The organism is Paracoccus sp. MC1854, from assembly GCF_014164635.1.
In the GTDB taxonomy this organism is placed as follows: Bacteria; Pseudomonadota; Alphaproteobacteria; order Rhodobacterales; family Rhodobacteraceae; genus Paracoccus.
On record NZ_JACJFU010000026.1, the window covers coordinates 14,538 to 33,714 of the forward strand.

Consider the following 19,177-nt stretch of genomic DNA (forward strand, 5'->3'; position numbering starts at 1 on the left):
TTTCCGGCGACGCCGGGGCAATCGCGACCTTGCTGCAGCAGGAGCTGCCACCGGCGGGGCAGGTCGGGGACGCTCCGGAGGAACCGCGCCTCGGGACGGTCCAGCCGGACCTGATCGGCGAGGGGCTGATCATCGAGGCCTTGGGCGGCGAGGCGGCGATCGAGGCGGAGGCGTCCGATCTCGTCCTGCGCGCCTATGGGGCGACAGGAGCGCGGGCGGCAGCGGCGCTGGTCCGGCTGCTGCAGGACTATGCCCATTCGCTCGAGGATCCGGAGGCCAGCGAAGAGGAGCGGGCGACGGGCCGGCGGGTCATGGGCTGGCTGCGCCGGCTCGCCGGGGCGCTCGACGATATCGAGACGATCGAGCCACTGGCCTTTGCGCTGCCGGTGCAAACGACGGTGCTGCGCGAGGACGCGCTGGAGATCACCGGACGGGCGGCGCGCCTGAGTCGGGATCGACTCGCGGCCGGCTGTGAGGAGCGGGACGCTGCTCGCGCCGCAACCTGGGCCAACAACCTGTCGAACCGGCTCTCCGATCTCGGCCGCCGCGAGGAGGCCCTCGCCGCCAGCGAGGAGGCCACCGGCCTCTATCGCGCCCTCGCCCGAGCCAAGCCCGACGCCTTCCGACCGGACCTCGCCAGGGCGCTCAACAACCTGTCGAACCGGCTCTCCGCTCTCGGCCGCCGCGAGGAGGCCCTGGCCGCCAGCGAGGAGGCCACAGGCCTCTACCGCGCCCTCGCCGAAGCCAGTCCAGACGCCTTCCGGCCCGACCTCGCCCGTGCGCTCAACAACCTGTCGAACCGGCTCTCCGATCTCGGCCGCCACAAGGAGGCCCTCGCCGCCAGCGAGGAGGCCACCGGCCTCTATCGCGCCCTCGCCCGAGCCAAGCCCGACGCCTTCCGGCCCGACCTCGCCAGGGCGCTCAACAACCTGTCGAACCGGCTCTCCGCTCTCGGCCGCCGCGAGGAGGCCCTGGCCGCCAGCGAGGAGGCCACCGACATCCACCGCGCCCTCGCCGAAGCCAGTCCAGACGCCTTCCGACCGGACCTCGCCAGGGCGCTCAACAACCTGTCGAACCGGCTCTCCGATCTCGGCCGCCACGAGGAGGCCCTCGCCGCCAGCGTGGAGGCGGCCGACATCCGCCGCGCCCTCGCCGAAGCCAGGCCCGACGCCTTCCGGCCCGACCTCGCCCGTGCGCTCAACAACCTGTCGAACCGGCTCTCCGATCTCGGCCGCCACAAGGAGGCCCTGGCCGCCATCGAGGAGGCCGCCGACATCCACCGCGCCCTGGCCGAAGCCAGGCCAGACGCCTTCCGGCCCGACCTCGCCAGTGCGCTCAACAACCTGTCGAACCGGCTCTCCGATCTCGGCCGCCACAAGGAGGCCCTGGCCGCCATCGAGGAGGCCGCCGACATCCACCGCGCCCTCGCCGAAGCCAGGCCAGACGCCTTCCGGCCCGACCTCGCCCGTGCGCTCAACAACCTGTCGGGCCGGCTCTCCGATCTCGGCCGCCACAAGGAGGCCCTGGCCGCCATCGAGGAGGCCGTCGGCCTCTACCGCGCCCTTGCCGAGGTCAGGCCCGACGCCTTCTCCGAGGCGCTTTCAGTATCGCTCGGCGCACTGTCCGATATCCGCAATGCCGCAAACGACCAACCGGGCGCCCATGATGCGATCGGAGAAGCCATCCTCGTTCTCCGGCCCCTTTTCATCGCACAGCCGGGGGCGGTCGGGCACTGGATGGCGATGTACCTGCAGCGATACATCGCGCTGGGAGAGGGCATCGGCCGGCAGCCTGATCTCCAGCTGATCGGACCGGTGATCGAGATCTTTCAGCGTCTACAGGGAGAAGAAGATGACGAATAGTGGGGACGATCGGTCGGTGCATGTCGGGCGCGACATGACCGGAAGCCAGGTGATAACCGGAGATCATAACCAGGCGACGATGAGCGGAACCAAGGTGACGCTGCCGTCACCCGACACCGTCCAGCCGGCCATCGAGCTCGCGGAACTGCGGGAACTGCTCGCCTCGCTGGATACGCCCGATCGCGGCAAGATCGAGCGCGCGCTCGCCGACGCCGAAGAGGAGGCCACCAAGCCTGACCCGGACCGCGACGAGGTTGGATCGGCGGTGGATCGTGCGCTCGGATACGCCAAAAAAGCCAGCGACTTCGGCGACCAGATCGAGAATGTCGCACCGAAGGTCAAGGCTCTGGCTTCCTGGCTCGGTACGAACTGGCACAGGATCCTGGCAGTGGTCGGCCTCGGCGTCTGATCGGAACGTAGCGGATGGACCGTTCTTTTCACGGGCATGATGTCAGCCGGAGCATCGTGATCACCGGTGACGGGAATGCGGCGACGCTGGTCTTCGGCGACAGCGGCGTGCGGCTGCCGTTCCGGCGGCTGCAGCTTCTGGGAACGATCGTCCGCATTGCTGAAGAAAATCCTGGCGGACTTGGAAAAGCTTAAAGAAGCTTGCGGCCGAGGCCGGTTCGGGAGCAGCTCCGGACCTGTATCTATCATTCGTAGCTGTCCCGGTCTCGCCCTCTGTCCTGCCCCTCGCTGGCAACTCGTCTCCTGGCCTTTGCGCAAGCCGTGAAGCCGGTGGCCCTGGTTCCCGTCCATGGCTTGACTTGGGACGATGGGCATGGGGGTTTGCGAACGTCCGCAGGCTCCACGACGGGGAGCCTGGAGTTCTGAGCGCTGCTGTTGTGGCAAGCGCTACTGCCCCTGCGATGGGCAGGAGCGCGACGTGCATAAATCAAACTTTCATGCTGGCTATGTGTCCATAACCCCAGCCATTCGTTTCTGAATGAAGCCAATCTGATCCCGGTTATCCTGGATCATGCGGGCGTGATTGTAGTGGCGCTCGGCGGTTCTCGTATCGGCATGACCGAGGAGGATAGGAGTAATCCGCGCCGCCTCTGGACCCAGGCGGGCGAGGGTTGTTGCCGCGGCATCTCTGAAGAAATGCGGCGGTACCGCCATGCCGAGATGCCGCTTCGTCAGATGCGAGATCCGGATCCCGATGTAGTGATAGCTGTAGGGCCGACCGCTATCGGCCAGCCACAGAGCCCCCTCATCGACAACAGGTTCACTCTGCTGCTGCAGCACCGGCCGGCCGTGGGCGAGATAGTCGCGCATCAGAATGCACAGCGTTTCGGGAAGCTCGCAGTCCCAGGGGACCCCGGTCTTGGTGAGCTCGCTCGTCAGGACCACCCGCATCGTGCCCGCTTCGACTCTGAACGACTGACCAATGCGCAGGGCCTGGAACGCCCGCTTGCGGATCGGCACCAGCGCCAGGAAGGCCAGCATGGTGCCGTCCCGCAGGTTCCGCGCCCGCTGCAGGGCAGATCCGTCCTGAGGAGGCGTCCCTGCCAGATCGCGGCCCGCCTGCAGAAGCTCTGCAGATGACGGGATCCGGCCCGCCTTCCGGGATGAGCGATGATTGCGTGCCTTGTAGTTACAATGCTGTCGCAAGGGCCGGACCCAGCTCCAGTCCCTTTCCGGGGCTGCAACCCGCGCCACGGACAGCAGCGCATCGAGACGCAGAAGCGTGGTGTAGGGGCTTTTCCCCGAGAAGGTCTCCAGCCAGGCGATGATCCGGGGTCGGGTCACACGATCCGCAGGCGCCATTGCCAGAGCATCCGGCTCCGTCCGTGACAGCCAACCCAACCAGTTGGCATAGCCGGCCTGTCGGGACTGCAGCGTGGCTGCACGAAGCTCGGCAAATGCCCCGCTGCCATCCAGAATGCTCCCTGTTGCCGTCAGCTCCCGCCACAGGGCCTGGTCACAGGCTGGCCACTGCTCAAAGGGCAATCTCCGATGGTTCATGCGCGCGCCTGCTCGATGAAGCTCGCAAACTGCCGGGTCACGGCCCGCGTCTCCAGCCCGGCGTAGGCGGAGATCGTGCTGCTGACGGTGGAATGCCCCAGCAGGCGCCGTGCGGCCTCGTAGTGGCCGGGACGCTCACCCAGATAGATCATGGCCGAGAGATGGCGGAACAGGTGGGGATTGAACTCGATCCCGAGCCCGCGCCGGATCCGGTTGCTGATCCGTGTTGACATGGTGCTTGCCAGCATGGGTCCCTGACCATCCCGTTTCGGAAACAGCCACGGCGTGCCGGCCGGGCAGAGCAGGGGCGATCGAACCACCACCAGGCGATCGATCATCTGCACCAGTTCCAGCGGGACCTCGTACTCCAAGGTGCGGCCGTTCTTCACCTCCTGGCTTGCGTAGACCAGGTAGACCGAGTCCTTGCCGGAGCGCTCGAAGTGATGGTCGAGCCGGGTGCGGACCAGGTTGCTGCGCCGCATGGCAAAGAAGATCAGCATGGACAGGGCGACCGCATCCTCGCGCTTCACCAGCGCGCGGAGTGACAAGCCTTCTGCTTCCGCCTCGGCAAAGAGCCGGGTGGGAAGGGTTAGAAGATCCCGCAGCGCATCGGGGTTCTGAACCTTGCGGAGCCGTTCGCGGTTCTTGTCCGTCATTCCCTCGGTCCGCGGCATTTTGAGCCGCCTGAGCAGAACCAGCGCCTGCTCGGCTGCCTGCGGGTCGAGATCCGGGAGATGGGGGATCATTGCCGACAAGGCCGATGCGGTGAGGTGAAGCCCGCGGGTCTTCTTTCCGCCGGCGCGCTCAAGGAGCCATTCAAGGGTCTGCCTCAGGCGGCGCGGATCGACCAGGGCGACCAGCGACGTGATCTCCTGGGCGGGCACGCCGGCCCGGACCATGGCTCCGGCAAAATGGAGGAGCTGATTGCGGCGGGCTTCAATGCTGGTGCTGCGGAGCGGCGCCCGAAAGCTGTCGCTCGACAGCAGGTCGGGCGCGGCCAAGTCCTTCAGATAGCGCTCCAGCTCGCCCTGGAAGGTCTCGGGAAGGGTGTCGGGTGCGACACGGACGAGCTTGCGGCGCGAAGGAGCCGAAAGCTTCACCTTCGGAAAATACGCGAGCCGGTCGGCACCCCGGTTCCAGGCCCGGACAGCCTTGCGATAGGTTTCCTCGGGCGATCTGCGGATCTCGGCTTCCGCCAGCGCATCTCGGTATGCGGCCGCATGGTGATCGCCGACATCCTCCGGCTCCACGCCGCTCCGGCTGAGAAAGAAGCTGAACTGGCTGATGCCGGTCAACACAGCCTTCTCCCCGTCGCCTTCAAGGCGTTCCCACAGCGCGCGCCAGCTCGGCGCGAGATCCTTGCGCCGGTTGGCCCGCGGCTTCGCACGATCGAACTCGCGCATGGCGCCCCGCACGGCACTGAGGATGTTGCTCCATGACTTGGGGGAGAGGCCCAGGGACGCCGGGTGGATCCTCTCGAGACGTGGCTGCAGCCAGGAAGGATAAGCCATCACCTGTTCCGCAGGCATGCCGAGCGCCTCGGCGGTCCGGCGAAGGGCGGACAGGAAATCGCGACGACGCAGATCGGGCAGATCGGGCGCACTTTCGATGCGCGTCATCAGCTCCGCGAAACTTGGCGTTCCTGCAGGGATCAGCGCGTGATCGGGGGACGGGCGGGGCATCGGGAAGGGGTCCTTCTGGTCAGGAGGTCTCTCGGGAGGACACGAGTGGACACTAGGCTGTTTTCGGGAATACAGAAACCCCTAAAGACCCTGGTCAGGTTCTTAGATGTATTCCCGAGAACCACCATTATACTGAAAATTATCAATATTTGTGGACACTGCTGGACGTCAGTAGCCGCCGGTGCGATAGGCCGCATGGGCCGCGGGATGGATGCGCAACAGGCGCTGGCCCGGGCCGATACGCAGCGCCGGCAGCAATCCGACCTGGATCGCGCGCCGCACGGTCTTCTCGGACACGCCATCGAGTCTGGCGACGTCCCGCACTGTCAGCAGCTGGCGCTCAGGGAAGGAGAAAGAAGTTCGGGTCATCGATCTGTCCGTGCAAGGAGAGCCGTCCCGACCGGCAAGCCGCGGATCGGCCTGCCGTGCTGCGTACCCGCCGTGGCATCCCCCTCCGGAGGGAAGGTCGATGGCTCCGGGATGATCAGCATGGGACATGGCGGCACATTGCCGGACAAGAGTTGCCCCGTCTAAGTGGGCCTGATGCTCAATCCGCGTCCCGATCGATATCCTCGCCGGCGTCAGGCGCAGCCGCGCGTTCTGCCCTCTCCTGCCGCCACTGCTCGTAAAAGGCCTGAAACTCGGCCGCCCCCTGATCGTCATTCTGCCAGCGAAGCCATCGGCCGTATTCCTTGACGACCGTGTCCTGCGGGACCGGTGTGGATGGATCGGTGAGATACGCGGTGACGGCCTTCACGAAATCCAGCAACGGACCGGAGCGCTCACCAGTGCCCGGATCGCTCGTGTAGCTGCGTGGAGGTCCGTGATCCTTCCAGGTCTTGAAGATGGCATTGAGCACGGGCCCCCGACGCTGGTCGCGGATGGCGCGCTTGTCCCAGGGCGCAAGCACCATCGGCGAGGAACTGCGCTGGATTGCCTCAAGGGCGCAGTGCACCTGGCCCAGCCGGTATATGACCAGACCAAGCCGCTTCCTGACACGGCCGAGTGCTTCGGCATTCTCCGGATCCGACCTGGGGTCAATGTAGAGCTCTTGCAGCGCGCGCGAGGAGTCTTCCAGCAGATCGTCTGCCCGCCCGAGCCGGTTCAACGTTTCCATCAGCCGGTCGTCTCCCTGCTTCCGGGCCTTGCGAGAGTCGACGGCAACAAGGTTGGGGTGCTGAAGTGGTTCCAGAACCAACTCGAGGCGCCAAGACAGGCGCTTCAGAGCATCGGCTCCGATCTCGAACCGGCTGGCAAGGTCTGTAATCTGCTCCGTCGTGAGGGCGCCCGTCAGCGAGCTGACCCCGATCCGCCACTGCACCGAGCGGACAAAGGGTTCGGCGTTGATGAACAGATGGGCCTCTTCGACCTCCGCATCCTCAGGAGGCATCAAAAAGTCCTTTCATCCGGGCTCACACATTCTATCCGTCTGCCTGGGGAGACGACAGTCGTCGTGGCAGTTGGACGCAGGACGGGGCTCTGCGATGTGCATAAATTAGGCAGACCGTCTGAAAACCCATTCGGGATTCCAGTGTGCAGTTGCCTGTGGTAACTTTTGCCATGGCGCATCTTTCTGGAACAGACCGCTCGCAGCTCCTGCTTCTGCCGGAAGCGGTGGACGATTATGTCGGGCCGAACAACCCGGTTCGCTTCATCGAGGCCTTCGTTGACAGCCTCGATCTCCAAGCCGTCGGGTTCGTGCGGGTGACGGCGAAGGCTACCGGGCGTCCCGGATACGATCCGGCCGATCTCCTGAAGCTCTACATATACGGCTATGTGAACCGGGTGCGGTCGAGCCGGCGACTGGAAGCGGAGACGCATCGCAATATCGAGGTGATCTGGTTGCTCCGGCGCTTGAAGCCGGACTTTCGCACCATTGCCGATTTCCGGCGCGTGAACCGGTCGGCTTTCAAGCAGGTGTTCCGCGAGTTCGTCATCCTTTGCCGCCAGCTCGACCTGTTCGGGCGGGAACTGCTGGCGGTGGACGGGACGCGCATCAAGGCTGTCAACAACAAGGATCGCAACTTCACGCGCACCTCGCTCGTGAAGTTCATCCGCGAGGCGGACGAGAAGCTGGCGGACTATATGAAGCGGCTGGACCTGAGCGATGCCGACGAGGAGAAGGCGAGCGGCAGCAATCGCTCGGGCGGTAGGCTGGCGGAGAAGATCGCGGCGATCAAGGGCAAGCGTGACCGGCACAAGGCGCTGCTTGATGGCCTGGACCGCACTGGCGAGGACCAGATCTCGCTGACGGACCCGGATGCCCGCGCCATGGCACGCATGACGAAGGTCGGTGTCGGCTACAACGTCCAGCTCGCCGTGGACACGAAGCACAAGATGATCGCCGGGCAGGAGGTGAGCAACCAGGTTCTCGACATGGGACTGCTGGCACCGACGGCGAAAGCAGCGATGGAGACGCTCGGCGTCGATCGGATCGAGGCTGTCGCGGACCGCGGCTACTTCAAGATCGAGGACATCGAAGCCTGCGAGGCGGCGGGCATCACTGCCTGCGTGCCCAAGCCGATCCGCGGGCCTGCGGTGCGCGGAGGCTTCTTCTCCAAGGACGAGTTCCGCTACGATGCAGCCCAGGACGCCTATATTTGTCCCGGCCAGCAGGCTTTGTCGGCGCGCTACGCGAGCAAATCCCGCGACAATGTGAAAATCGACTACAGCAATCGCGGTGCCTGCAAGGGGTGCCACTTGCGCGAACGCTGCACGGCGTTGATGCTGTGACCGCCCCCCGACGGCATCAACGCCCACCGATGACCACCGACATGATGAACTTCCGCGATCTTGTGGAGAAGGCTCCTGATGCGGACCTTCTGCGCGAGATGATCGGGACACCTCCGCTTACTTGCCAAACGCCGGATTAGCGCGCCGCCAGAAGCTGCCGATCGCCTTACTTGGCGGGTGCCGGGTTGGTTGGCTGCGGAACTGCTGGCTTTTCGACAGATCGCCGCCGTCAAGCGGACGCAGCTCGGCCGTTGAGCCAGCGCCAGCGCGTCATGTTGTAGGCCATGTTCGCCAGCGTGATGGCCGCCTCGGCGCGCGCGATGCCAATGGTCCGGATCGTCAGCCGCATGCGCGCCTTCTGGTGCCCGAAGACGTGCTCCACCTTCGAGCGCAGCGCCGATTTCGCGGCATTGGCGCGGCTGGTCCGTTTCGACATTGGACGACCGCGCGGCTTCTTGCGATGGATGCGGCTCGTCATCCCGTGTTCCGTCAGCCAGGCCTCGTTCTCGGCCGAGCGGTAGGCACTGTCCGCCCAAACGTCCCGCGCGGTGTTGGTGCGCTGGATCAGCCCCTCGCGCAGGCGGGCGCCATCGTGCCTGGCGGCATCGGTCACGACCTGGCGTCGGACGATTCCGTGCATGCGGTCGATCGAGATGTGGCTCTTGTAGCCGTAGACGGGGATCGCGATGTCGATCGGCTTCGAGCCGTCGGCACGGAGCTTCGCCTTGGATTGCTTGACCGTCCAGCGGCCATCGACGTCCTTCTGCCGCGCCTTCGCGGGCTTGTCGGGCCAGATCTCGGCGGCGGTCCGGCCTTCCCTGATCTGCGCCTTCTCCCCCTCGGTGTTGCGCTGCCGCGGAGCGGCAACCAGCGTCGCGTCGAGAATCTGGCCGCCGCGCGGCAGATACCCCGCCGCCGTGATCGCCCGGTCGAGCCTGGCGAACAGCGCCTCCAGCGCGCCCGCCGCGATCAGCGCCTCGCGAAAATCCCAGAGCGTGTTGGCATCCGGCACCCGGTCTTCAGGTCCGAGCTGGCAGAACCGCATCCACGACAGCCGGTCGCGGACCAGATACTCGGTCTGCTCGAGCGACAGCCCGTGCAGCGATTGCAGCACCAGCATCCGGAACTTCAGCACCGGGTCGAAGGGCGGCCGGCCATCCTTCCAGCGCGGCGGCCGCCCGAGCGCACCCTCCAGCACCGGCCGGAACATCTCGAAGTCCACCGTCGCCGCCAGCGTCTCGAGCGGGTCTCCCTGCGCCGAGATCTCCGCCAGCCGCTCCGTGATCGACCAGAACCCCAACTGACCCGTCATGACCACCCCCCGCTGTCGGGTTCAATGAATCACGACCCGACGCTCAAAGCCAGGTTTTCGGAGGTGTCCATCGGCTTTGCGGCAGAGCGCCTGATGGAGATGGAGGTCGGCGCTGCAACCATTGGGCATCACTGAGTTCGTGCCGCCGCATCGCCAGCCTCCGCCTTGGTGAACCTCACCAAAGCAACCGTGAACCGCCCCATGTCGTTGCAAGAGACGTCAGACAGGACCTGGCTCACATCCAGTTGCTACAGGCCGCCTGCGAGGGCTGCACAACTTCAACAGTATTACTGCCCTGGTTAATAGCGATACAGTCCCGGACCAAGTCACCACGGACAGCCTTATTTTTGCTCCCTTTACCACCCTGGTGGACGCCTACTACTTCACCTTCCGAGTTGAAGACCGGAGAGCCAGAACTTCCTTCAAGAGTATCGCAGCCGTGGGCAAAACCAAGACCTTCAAGACGTGAATAGTCTAAGTCCTTACGCGACGGCTCGAGCGGGGCCACCGACTGAGTGACCTTACATCCCGCATCACGTGAGATGAGCCGCACCGACCCGTAAGGATGCTGAGCGAGTAACAGTTGGTCCTCCGCGGAAGGAATTTCCGATGCAATGCTAACTATGGGCATTTCACCCTCAACATTTTCAAGGCGCACGACAGCAACATCGAGGTAAGGATTCAGATACACAACCGACTCGCACGCACGCGCAACGACTGGCTCTTCAAGATTATTGTCATATCCAAATAAAGCGACAGTCTGGCTGCACAAACTAGGTGCAGCGCGAAAACAATGGCTAGCAGTCATCATCAAGTCCTGCGAAACCAAAAACCCTGTGCACCAATCGCTTCTCTTCATCGGCAGGTTATTGCCGAGCGGAAACCTGTTCTGTCCGACAATCAGCCGGGCCGTTGCCCTCAAGAAAGCAAAGTCCGCCGCTTCGCCGAGCTGCGCGGTGGTCTCAAACAGCGGCTGGCCGTCGACTATGACGTCGACACCGCCGACTGGTTCGCTCGTTCCAGCCCGCGCGGCGATCAAACTTGCCGGCGTTGGCATCGGACCACGGACCTCCAAGAAAACTGCGTCGCTAGAAACAAAATCCGTCCAGAACGCGTCGCCGTTCACATCGTCAAGCGGCACGACCTCGGCAAGCCCCCCTTGTTTATCGAACACATAGACCGTAAAGGCCTGCAAAGTAGCCAAGTCTCCACCGATTTCTACGGCTATATTGGATACTCCAGTTAGACTAATCTCACCACTTCTCCAAGCACCGTCATCCGGCTGCTGGCCGAGGTCGATGCGTTGATTAATCGTCTTCGGCACGTCCCGGCCGACCCACTCAGGACTCCATGCCTCAGCAACGGACCCAAGAGACAGATAGCCCAAACTAGCTATCAGAGTGATCGACGCAAGCCGACTCATGTGCTTCGATACGGTCGTCGACATTGACATACAATGGGGCTCCAGGGACATAGCCGATGAGCCGGCTCGCCTCGATGCAAATAGAACTTTCGTCGCCATCGAATCTAAACTCCAGCACCAAGGATGAATTGAGGCGGCCGCGGGCCTCAGAAGAAAGCACGCCCTTATCATTCCAGACTGTTAAGTTGTACCGATCAGGCTTGTCGCTGAACTGCCTGAATCCAACAATGGAACGCCTCCCGACCTCAGGCCACCAACTAGTGTGGTGTTCGCCCCCAAAACCGTCTATCGGAATGGTCTCCGACGGCTTCCCATCGCCCGTCCAAACACCCAGCAGTTTGCCTGGACGAAGTCTTCTTGCAAGTGCCGGATCGACCTCCTGGCCTTCGACCGGACGAAACGCGATCTGCATTCGGTCAAATCGTAAGGAACATTCTGCATCGAGCAGCCCGCCCATGACATGCCCTTCGAGCCCTGTTGACATTTTACCACACCCGACTATCCGACCGACAAATACTTCGGGGGGAAAAATGCCCATCTGAGAACGAAGAAGAAGCAACACAGCCGAGACCTGTGGCGCGGCGTAACTCGTCCCCTCAACTGAGTAAAAGGCCTCTTCCGACACCGATGGAATTATGACATCCTTTGCGACGGCCGCAATTTCGAAGCTGGGATGAGTGTAACTCCTCACCCCCTTGGCTTCATCCCTCCACGGGACGACAACTCCTTCATTGTTAAGCATCGCGCCCACAACCGTCACCGCCGACTTCAGCTTTCTGTCTTCGGACCTGCATGCAGGGTATACAAGGCATAGATCGCTTGCGACTCTGTGAGCGTCCACCACATTATCGGGCAAGTTGCCGGCAGCAAAAACCATCAACTGAGTATTCTGAATGTTTTCCAAAGATGATCTAAGGTAATTTTCAATCGGCGCAACCAGATCAGCACTCATAGTGTGGCCTGAAAAGTTCCAAACAACATAGTGGCCCGTCAAGCCTTTTATGAAATCTCGCGCCCGTTTTTCAAAATTGTCAGTAGGCCAGTTTGTAAGGTTGAGCTCAAACAACTCGGGAACGGCGTTAGGATCCAGCCCGAACAGCGCCCCACTTTGAGGGTTTGCAGAGGCGACAGCCGCGACCCCGTGTCCATGTCCAACTCCCTGACCTTCCATCCGTTCCAGTTCAAATTTTACCTTAGCAACCAAGGCCTCTTCAATCGGGTTCAGGTTTGCGGCGGTCATGATCTCGTGGCTCAACCATTTCGCGTTGCAGTTTCCAGAAAATACGCAGTGTTCTTTATTGAGGCCGCTATCAACAATAATAATTGAGCGATCGAATCCGTTATCCCCTAAGAAGTCATGGTTTCTATAGGGAAAGTTTATTACATCAAAAACATTAGTAGCTTGCAGCTGTGCTATCGCGGATTCGTGAGGTGTGACTGTGCTGGAATGGAAGTCAGGGGAACCCGAACGAGGCTTCACGATTCCTTCCAGCCGAGGAGTGACGGTGGTGTACTCACTAAGAACATTGCCCGCTTCTAGAGTTGTAAGGCTAGAAATGAAGCGCAACCAATTGGGATCTCCTGTAAGTGATGCAGAATCTTGTTGCCCATACTGAGGATGGCTAACTAAGTTAATGGTCGCGGCTAGAGAAAAGACAGGCAGGCTGACCTCGCGAAATGGACGGTCGACTCCCTCATAGATCTCACTCACGACAGAATTTAGTTTTTCCCAGGCTATTGACTCCTGTGCGTGATCCAAAATCTCGTTCGCTTTAGTTTTCAGAAAATCTCGTACATGGATTTGCTCGGACACGCGGTTGGGCAGTGCATCTCCGGCTGCCATCCTCTTTTGAGAGTACAGGGACGTCCAAAAAGCTATGTTGTTACGTAGGATTTCCGCTACGCAACTAGCGCTCGCAAGCCGCGTCTCCCGGAATTCCTGAATCGTCCCGGTAAAATGGAAAGATTGTTGCGGCTCCGACATCTCGTCGCATCCGAGTGCCCGATCTTGGTACAGCTGCTGCAAGTCGAGGCGCACCCCCGAGTCGATCGGCGCGCTTAGCCAGCGGGTGAAGCTCTGAAACTCTAGGTCAGGTACCCAAAGAGGCCGATCTGGCCTCAGTGTCCACCTAGATTGCGAAGCCTGTGTAATACGGTAGCCACTGACGTGATTGGCAAGCTGAGCGAAACGAAAAGAGTCACTCTCATGGGCGGCTGGCACCCGCGGGCGAACACACTGATCCGAGTTCAGGTCACAGAGAATGTTGTCCATCGCGGCGGACCATTCGAGGAATGGCACCGTCCGACGTACAATCTGCTCTGCTGCAATCCCCGATTCGCCCCCTTTGTCAATCGGCTTGAGTGGCAGCTGACCGACGTTGTGTAGTGCGTGAATTAAGTTACGGATATGGCTACCTAGCGACGCGACGTTATAATTGCGAGAGTCCCAGTCGAGCACTACGGCCTCAATGTTCCACGCGTCGGCTTGCAGGCTTTCGCTAAAAATCTCTGCCCGCGCTTCGCTACAACCTACAAGAAGCGAACAAACCGCAGCGCGGGCTGTGGCAACCCGCCATGCGCTGAATGTCAGCCCCCCGTTCTGAAGCGCCATCGGAACCTCCGCTCAGTGCTCGGGTACGCGTCCCGCCCGCAACCTCGGCGCGTTCACTCCTTACGACATCTACTTCAACGAAGTAATTGACGTGAGATGAGCATAGGGTAGTATAACAGAAAGGCGCGACGTATGCAAATCGTATCGGTCTGTGCGTTGACTCCCTTCATGCTGCCGCACAGGCCCTTGGAGCGGGAGGGCGTGGGATGTTTCGACGGTCTATGGGGGCGGTGCTCTCATTTCTCTTTTTGCTCGTTGCCTCGGGCTCGTCAGTGTCGGCGCAACATGTTTCGGATGCGATCACGACCCGAACGATCGCTGAGTTCTCTCCCCGAGCTCGCGCGGACTTAGTCGATGCACTAGTCAGCAACCGGGGCATCCTCCATGAGGGAGGGATAGACACGGCGAACCGCTTGATTCACTTCATGGCACAGATAGCGACAGAGACCGGGGGCTTTGTTCGTATCGATGAGAATATGAACTACTCGGCGGAGCGCCTAAGAGTTATATTTCCCAGGTACGTGAAGACAAGCGCTCAGGCACAGCGGCTGGCGCGAAGACCGGTTGCTATCGCTAATTGGGTTTATGGTGGTCGGCTTGGCAATCGTGGTCAGACTACAATGGACGGGTGGAACTATCGAGGATCTGGCTTCCTTCAGCTCACTGGTCGTGACAATTACATTGCGCGTGGATCCGAGGTCGGCTTACCTTTAGCAGATAATCCTGAACTTGCCCGCCGCCCCAAGGAAGGCCTTCAGGCGGCGGTGGCTTATTGGGCGGCTAAGTGTAACACGTTAGCTGATAGTGGAACCCTGCGAGATGTTCGACGCTGTGTCAACGGCGGCACTAACGGTCTTGACGAGGCGCGGTTGTGGCACGGGCGAGCAACCCGCGTCTTCGGCCCAGTTTTACTCGTGGCCGGCTTGGAGAGTGAAAACTTGATTTCCGAAGGTATCGCTGAGGAGATTGATGCAGCTAAGGCGATCCTTGAGCGACTTGGCTATTACGAGCCGAGCGGGCTAGAGGCGGCCGATCAGCAGGCGTTTGAAGATGCACTGGAGGGTTTCAGCTTGGATCATGGATTGCCGTATGGTGATGTGTCAGGCGGACCGGGAGTGCTTGAGGGAGCTCAGGAGGAAGGACTGCCTGAAGATCTTCTATACGAACTTTCAGATCCGCAGAATTTGGTTGAGGAGCGAGAGGCTTCTGAACAGGAGACAACACCGACGGAATAACGTCATCCATCTGAGGGGCGTTGTTGCATAATCGAAGAACGTTGCGCGCCAGGTAGGTTTAGCCGCAGGGGTTTGCGATTTTAGGGACGCAAGGCGCGCGCGTCATAGTCGCCCAAGTCAACGGATTCTTCGATTATGCAACATGTGTAACCGCCCCATGTGCAAGAGGGATCTTCGGAGCTGGTCTTGGCGCGGTGTCGGGTGCTGACATGTGTCCGGCCTCTGATGCGGCCATTGTCATGCCGCGGGCCCGTATGGTGTTCGCGGATCAGGCCCCAGATCAACGCCACGTGCTCGGAGGCACTTTGTTACAGGCTGGTTCCTCTGATCCCGTCTCACGACCGTTGCGCCATACTGCTCCTTGCTCTCCTCCGCTCCGACGTCCTCACGACTGACGGTGGCTTTTACGCGGCCGCAGCCGGAGACTGGTAGACGCCGCCGCGGGTCATCAGGGCCCAGACGATCCGTGCCATCTTGTTCGCCAGGGCTACTCGTACCAGCATCCGCGGCTTGCGCATCAGCATCCCGCCGAGCCAGGTGCCCGGCTGTGCCGCGGCATGGACGTGGCGTTTGATGATGACGCTGTTGGCACCGAGGATCAGCAACCGCCTCAGGGAGCGTTCGCCCATCCTCGTCGTGGCCCCGAGCCGCTGCTTGCCGCCGGTCGAATGTTGCCGGGGTGTGAGACCGAGCCAAGCCGCAAAGTCCCGAGCCTTGCGGAACGTCTCGGGTGGCGGAGCCAGGACCGCGAGGGCCGTGGCGATCAACGGGCCGATGCCGGGCACCGTCATCAGACGTCGAGCGACCTCGTTCTCCTTCGCTTGCCGTGCGATCTCGGCATCAAGCTTGCCGATCTCTATCTCGAGATGGGCGAGCGCCACGACCAGCACCTGCAGCGTGGCGGTGGCCGGGCCGGGCAGACCACTGTCTGGATCCTCGACAATGGCGATCAGCCGTGCGGCATTGGCAGCACCTTGGGGCACGATCTGTCCGAACTCGGCCAGATGGCCGCGCAGGGCGTTGATCCCCTGTGTCCGCTGCCGGATCAGAAGTTCGCGCACGCGGAAGAGCATCGCAGCTCCTTGGGTCTCTTCGCTCTTCAGCGGTACGAATCGCATCGTCGGGCGCAAAGCCGCTTCGCAGATGGCTTCCGCATCGGCGGCATCGTTCTTCTGCCGCTTCACGAAGGGTTTGACGTAGGCAGGTGGGATCAGCCGCACATCGTGGCCTAGTTTTGCAAGTTCACGGCCCCAGAAGTGAGCACTACCACAAGCCTCCACAGCGACAGTGCATGGCGGGAGCGTAGTGAAGAAAGCTAATACCTGATGCCGCCGTAGTTTCCTGCGCAGGAGGGCTCGGCCCGAGCTATCAGCCCCGTGGACCTGAAACACGTTCTTCGCCAGATCGAGCCCGATCGTGGTAATCTCCGACATGACCGCCTCCCTGTGTAGATTGTCGCAGACCCACCTTGACACAGAGATGCCGCCGGGGGGCGGTTACATCATCAACGCCAATCGCACCCCAGCTGCGATCAGGCTGAATGCCGATGATACCGACGCCGATCTTGCCCATGAAATTCTCCTTCTCAGCTTGGGTGCCAGGCCTCTGCCCGACTGGAATCCAGCCCCGACCCTCGCAACCATCGGCGCAGCCTCATACGAACGCAGGTGAGGTACGGCGCTGCGAGGGGGCGATCAGCACAGTCGTACCGCGGCAAGCCTGTCGCCGCAAACATGGCGACTGGCTGGCCCGTGTCTGCCTCGAAAAGAGAGATGGCAGGATGCAGAAGCGCCTGCGCGCGCCGGGCCTGCGGCTCAGCCGGACCGCCGCCGAGACAGGAAGAAGCGCAACATCTCCCGCGATGCGTCCGGGCCGGCGGGATCGGTGTGCGAGCCGGCGGCGCGGCCGCCCGACCAGCCGTGGCCGCCCCCATGCACCGTCCATTCTTCGAGAAGGGTCTGTCCGACCCGGGTGGCATGGACCTTCCGCGTATAGTCGCGACCACCCGGCGAGCGGCCGTAGCTTGTCTTGCAGACGAGCGGTGCCGTACGCGACCGTTCCAGATTTCTCAGGAACCCGGCGGCATTGGAGGGATGCACCACGCGGTCGTTGTCGCCGTGGAAGACGATCGTCGGCAGCTGCGGGGGCAGTTTGCCTGTCGGCTGGGGCCCGTTCTTCCCGAGCATGGCCGCCATCGCCGAACGCAAGGACCGGATGTTGCCCAGAGCCAGGCCGGAATGAACGCCGATCGCTGCGAAAAGATCGGGATAGGCGGCGCCGACGATCGCCGCCGCAGTTCCCCCGGCCGAGATGCCGGCGATGTAGATGCGCGCAGGATTGGCACGGCCGAGGGACATCGCATGCCGGGTCAGGGCCGCGATGACGGCGGGCTCCCCTCTGCCCCGACCCTGATTCTTCGGATCGTGCCAGTTCCAGCACCGCCCGACATTCGCCTTGGGCGACTGCTGCGGATAGAGCACCAGGAAGCCAAGCTCGTCCGCCAGCCTGTTCATGTCGGTGCCGGCCGCGAAGTCGGATGCCGACTGGGAACACCCGTGCAGCATGACGACCAGCGGCATGCGCCGGCGCGCCGAACCCTTCGGTGTATAGAGCCTGTAGTCGAGCGTGCCCTGCGGACAGGTGAACGTGTCGGAGGGAAAGCTGCCCGGCGCCGGACGCGGCGGCACCGCGGACGGACTCGGTTTCGTCTGGGGCGACGCCGATGCGCGGCGCTTGCGCTTGGGCTTCGGGGTGGACGGCACCAGGAGACGTGGAAGCGCAAGGACGGCGGACAAGGGTCGCCTTCTGGCGCGCCGCGCCGCGCTGGCCATCGTCTTGAGAAGATCGGCCATGTAATGCCCTGCGCGCACATGATCAGGATGGGAACGGAACTGCGCCTTCAGTCGCCCATGTCGCGGGCCGGGTCAATTCAAAGCCGCTCACGTTGATGAACCTGACTGGTTCTGGCCGCCGAAAGAGCCAGACGGCGTCGCGTGCATTTTCCTGACAGGCCGGCTTCACGACGCCATCCCAAAGGGATAGGCGCACAAGCAGATGTTTTCGGGGGCGCCATGATCCGTGCATACGAATTGTCCGCAGATCGGCTGAAGCCTGTCGCCGCATTGGCCGAGTCCGCAGTCTGGTGGGATCTCTTCAACCCCAACCGGGAGGAGGAGACGGGGCTGGAGCAGCGATTGGGTCTCGGATTGCCCACCCGCGAAGACATGGAGGAAATCGAGATTTCCTCGCGGCTTTACTCCGAGGATGACGGGCATTTCATGACGGCGCTGATCCCGTCGCACACCGATGCCGACGACGTGGTGATCCAGCCGATCACCTTCATCCTTTGTGGTCACCGGTTGGTGACGATCCGCTATACCGAACCCCGCGCCTTCAACACATTCTCGCAGCGCGCCGAGAAGACCGCGCTCGGCCTCAACAGCGGCGAGACGATCCTGCTTGGCCTGCTCGAAGCCATCGTGGATCGTCTGGCGGACATCCTTGAACGGGCCGGGCGCGAGATCGACACGATCTCGCGCAGCGTGTTCGGCCAGAAGGGGACCGCAGCGCGGAAGGATGCCAACTACAAGACCACGCTGGAGGAGATCGGGCGCAAGGGCGACCTGACCTCGAACATTCGCGACAGTCTGGCGACGCTGGAGCGTGTTCTAGGCTTCCTCGGGCCAAAGCTTACCCAGGCCGACAAGGAGGTCCGCGGGCAACTCAAGGCGCTTGTGGCCGACGTGCGGTCGCTGAACGACCATTCGGGCTTCATGGCGCAGAAGATCACGTTTCTGCTGGATGCCACGCTGGGCCTGATCAACATCGAGCAGAACGCGATCATCAAGATCTTCTCGGTGGCTGCGGTGGTGTTTCTGCCGCCGACCTTGGTCGCTTCGATCTACGGCATGAACTTCGAGTTCATGCCGGAACTGGAATGGATCTTTGGCTATCCATTCGCCCTCGGAACGATGGTCCTTTCTGCAATCCTGCCCTATCTCTACTTCCAGCGGCGCGGCTGGCTTTAGGCATTGCTCAAGGATTTTGAGGCGGTGTCGGCAGCCGGCAAGCTGCAAGCCAGGGGACCGGAGGTTGAAGGAGCAATCCCAGGCGAAGAGTGCCAGCATGTGCGGGTCGTCCGGCACCCAGCCCTACTGCGGATAACTGACCTGGTCAGCTGGAGCCGTTTGCGCCCCCACAACGCAGAATGCGTCAGCTGTTGGAGGCCTCGTCGAACGTTGATGTGGCGTTGATGTGGATTGCGGACATGCGAAAGCCCCGCTTTGAGGCGGGGCGTAAGCTGCTGACATATTGTATAAATTTGGTTGCGGGGACAGGATTTGAACCTGTG

15 protein-coding genes are annotated in these 19,177 nt (G+C 62.2%); 6 read left to right on the forward strand and 9 right to left on the reverse strand.

The window, feature by feature from the left end; all coding sequences use genetic code 11:
- Positions 1-29: 29 nt before the first annotated feature.
- From H5395_RS14385 to H5395_RS14395, 3 genes are read left to right on the forward strand one after another with little or no spacing between them, the layout of a single operon-like run.
- Positions 30-1,862: a tetratricopeptide repeat protein gene (locus H5395_RS14385; RefSeq protein ID WP_220495058.1), complete on the forward strand. Its 1,833-nt coding sequence runs from the start codon at positions 30-32 to the stop codon at positions 1,860-1,862.
- Complete coding sequence (locus H5395_RS14390; RefSeq protein ID WP_182793264.1) at positions 1,852-2,271, forward strand: hypothetical protein; 420 nt, start codon at positions 1,852-1,854, stop codon at positions 2,269-2,271. The genes H5395_RS14385 and H5395_RS14390 overlap by 11 nt, the downstream gene beginning before the upstream one ends.
- Before the next feature lie 56 nt (positions 2,272-2,327).
- Positions 2,328-2,465, forward strand: coding sequence for a hypothetical protein (locus tag H5395_RS14395; RefSeq protein WP_182793265.1), 138 nt, complete (start codon positions 2,328-2,330; stop codon positions 2,463-2,465).
- 309 nt (positions 2,466-2,774) lie between these two features.
- On the opposite strand, the gene H5395_RS14400 is transcribed toward H5395_RS14395, so the two are convergent.
- The 4 genes from H5395_RS14400 to H5395_RS14415 form a co-directional block, all read right to left on the reverse strand.
- On the reverse strand, positions 2,775-3,830 hold the full coding sequence (locus H5395_RS14400; RefSeq protein ID WP_182793266.1) for a tyrosine-type recombinase/integrase: 1,056 nt from the start codon (positions 3,828-3,830) through the stop codon (positions 2,775-2,777).
- Complete coding sequence (locus tag H5395_RS14405; protein ID WP_182793267.1) at positions 3,827-5,512, reverse strand: tyrosine-type recombinase/integrase; 1,686 nt, start codon at positions 5,510-5,512, stop codon at positions 3,827-3,829. The genes H5395_RS14400 and H5395_RS14405 overlap by 4 nt, the downstream gene beginning before the upstream one ends.
- A gap of 168 nt (positions 5,513-5,680) precedes the next feature.
- Positions 5,681-5,881: a helix-turn-helix domain-containing protein gene (locus tag H5395_RS14410; RefSeq protein ID WP_182793268.1), complete on the reverse strand. Its 201-nt coding sequence runs from the start codon at positions 5,879-5,881 to the stop codon at positions 5,681-5,683.
- Between the two features lie 178 nt (positions 5,882-6,059).
- Positions 6,060-6,902 carry a hypothetical protein gene (locus tag H5395_RS14415; RefSeq protein ID WP_182793269.1) on the reverse strand — a complete coding sequence of 281 codons (843 nt, stop codon included), beginning with the start codon at positions 6,900-6,902 and terminating at the stop codon, positions 6,060-6,062.
- Positions 6,903-7,072: 170 nt separating this feature from the next.
- Between H5395_RS14415 and H5395_RS14420 the strand changes: the two genes are divergently transcribed.
- Positions 7,073-8,245, forward strand: coding sequence for an IS1182 family transposase (locus tag H5395_RS14420; RefSeq protein ID WP_182793270.1), 1,173 nt, complete (start codon positions 7,073-7,075; stop codon positions 8,243-8,245).
- Between the two features lie 229 nt (positions 8,246-8,474).
- Here H5395_RS14420 and H5395_RS14425 read toward each other — a convergent pair whose 3' ends face one another.
- The 3 genes from H5395_RS14425 to H5395_RS14435 all read right to left on the reverse strand — a co-directional run bounded on the left by H5395_RS14425 (position 8,475) and on the right by H5395_RS14435 (position 13,591).
- Complete coding sequence (locus H5395_RS14425; RefSeq protein WP_182793271.1) at positions 8,475-9,557, reverse strand: transposase; 1,083 nt, start codon at positions 9,555-9,557, stop codon at positions 8,475-8,477.
- Positions 9,558-9,792: 235 nt separating this feature from the next.
- Positions 9,793-10,881 (reverse strand): serine protease, encoded by a 1,089-nt coding sequence (locus H5395_RS19525; protein WP_182793272.1) that lies wholly within the window; start codon positions 10,879-10,881, stop codon positions 9,793-9,795.
- Between the two features lie 64 nt (positions 10,882-10,945).
- Entirely contained in the window at positions 10,946-13,591 is a 2,646-nt protein-coding gene (locus H5395_RS14435) for a S8 family serine peptidase (protein ID WP_182793273.1), read from the reverse strand.
- Positions 13,592-14,016: 425 nt separating this feature from the next.
- Between H5395_RS14435 and H5395_RS14440 the strand changes: the two genes are divergently transcribed.
- A complete protein-coding gene (locus H5395_RS14440; RefSeq protein ID WP_182793274.1) occupies positions 14,017-14,826 on the forward strand; it encodes a glycoside hydrolase family 19 protein in 810 nt (269 codons plus the stop codon).
- Between the two features lie 404 nt (positions 14,827-15,230).
- Here the strand turns inward: H5395_RS14440 and H5395_RS14445 are convergent, their stop codons facing one another.
- Complete coding sequence (locus tag H5395_RS14445) at positions 15,231-16,259, reverse strand: IS110 family transposase (protein ID WP_182793251.1); 1,029 nt, start codon at positions 16,257-16,259, stop codon at positions 15,231-15,233.
- Positions 16,260-16,640: 381 nt separating this feature from the next.
- A complete protein-coding gene (locus tag H5395_RS14450) occupies positions 16,641-17,678 on the reverse strand; it encodes a PHB depolymerase family esterase (RefSeq protein ID WP_182793275.1) in 1,038 nt (345 codons plus the stop codon).
- Between the two features lie 219 nt (positions 17,679-17,897).
- Here H5395_RS14450 and corA point away from each other — a divergent pair, with 219 nt between their 5' ends.
- Positions 17,898-18,854, forward strand: a complete 957-nt coding sequence (gene corA, locus H5395_RS14455) for a magnesium/cobalt transporter CorA (protein ID WP_182793276.1) — start codon at positions 17,898-17,900, stop codon at positions 18,852-18,854.
- Positions 18,855-19,177 lie beyond the last annotated feature (323 nt).

What these genes read in the sequence shown, in the direction of transcription:
- H5395_RS14390 (WP_182793264.1), top strand. Translation starts at nt 1,852, where the DNA reads ATGACGAATAGTGGGGACGATCGGTCGGTGCATGTCGGGCGCGACATG.
- H5395_RS14400 (WP_182793266.1), bottom strand. Translation starts at nt 3,830, where the DNA reads ATGAACCATCGGAGATTGCCCTTTGAGCAGTGGCCAGCCTGTGACCAG.
- H5395_RS14405 (WP_182793267.1), bottom strand. Translation starts at nt 5,512, where the DNA reads ATGCCCCGCCCGTCCCCCGATCACGCGCTGATCCCTGCAGGAACGCCA.
- H5395_RS14410 (WP_182793268.1), bottom strand. Translation starts at nt 5,881, where the DNA reads ATGACCCGAACTTCTTTCTCCTTCCCTGAGCGCCAGCTGCTGACAGTG.
- H5395_RS14415 (WP_182793269.1), bottom strand. Translation starts at nt 6,902, where the DNA reads ATGCCTCCTGAGGATGCGGAGGTCGAAGAGGCCCATCTGTTCATCAAC.
- H5395_RS14420 (WP_182793270.1), top strand. Translation starts at nt 7,073, where the DNA reads ATGGCGCATCTTTCTGGAACAGACCGCTCGCAGCTCCTGCTTCTGCCG.
- H5395_RS14425 (WP_182793271.1), bottom strand. Translation starts at nt 9,557, where the DNA reads ATGACGGGTCAGTTGGGGTTCTGGTCGATCACGGAGCGGCTGGCGGAG.
- H5395_RS14435 (WP_182793273.1), bottom strand. Translation starts at nt 13,591, where the DNA reads ATGGCGCTTCAGAACGGGGGGCTGACATTCAGCGCATGGCGGGTTGCC.
- H5395_RS14440 (WP_182793274.1), top strand. Translation starts at nt 14,017, where the DNA reads ATGGCACAGATAGCGACAGAGACCGGGGGCTTTGTTCGTATCGATGAG.
- H5395_RS14445 (WP_182793251.1), bottom strand. Translation starts at nt 16,259, where the DNA reads ATGTCGGAGATTACCACGATCGGGCTCGATCTGGCGAAGAACGTGTTT.
- H5395_RS14450 (WP_182793275.1), bottom strand. Translation starts at nt 17,678, where the DNA reads ATGGCCGATCTTCTCAAGACGATGGCCAGCGCGGCGCGGCGCGCCAGA.
- corA (WP_182793276.1), top strand. Translation starts at nt 17,898, where the DNA reads ATGATCCGTGCATACGAATTGTCCGCAGATCGGCTGAAGCCTGTCGCC.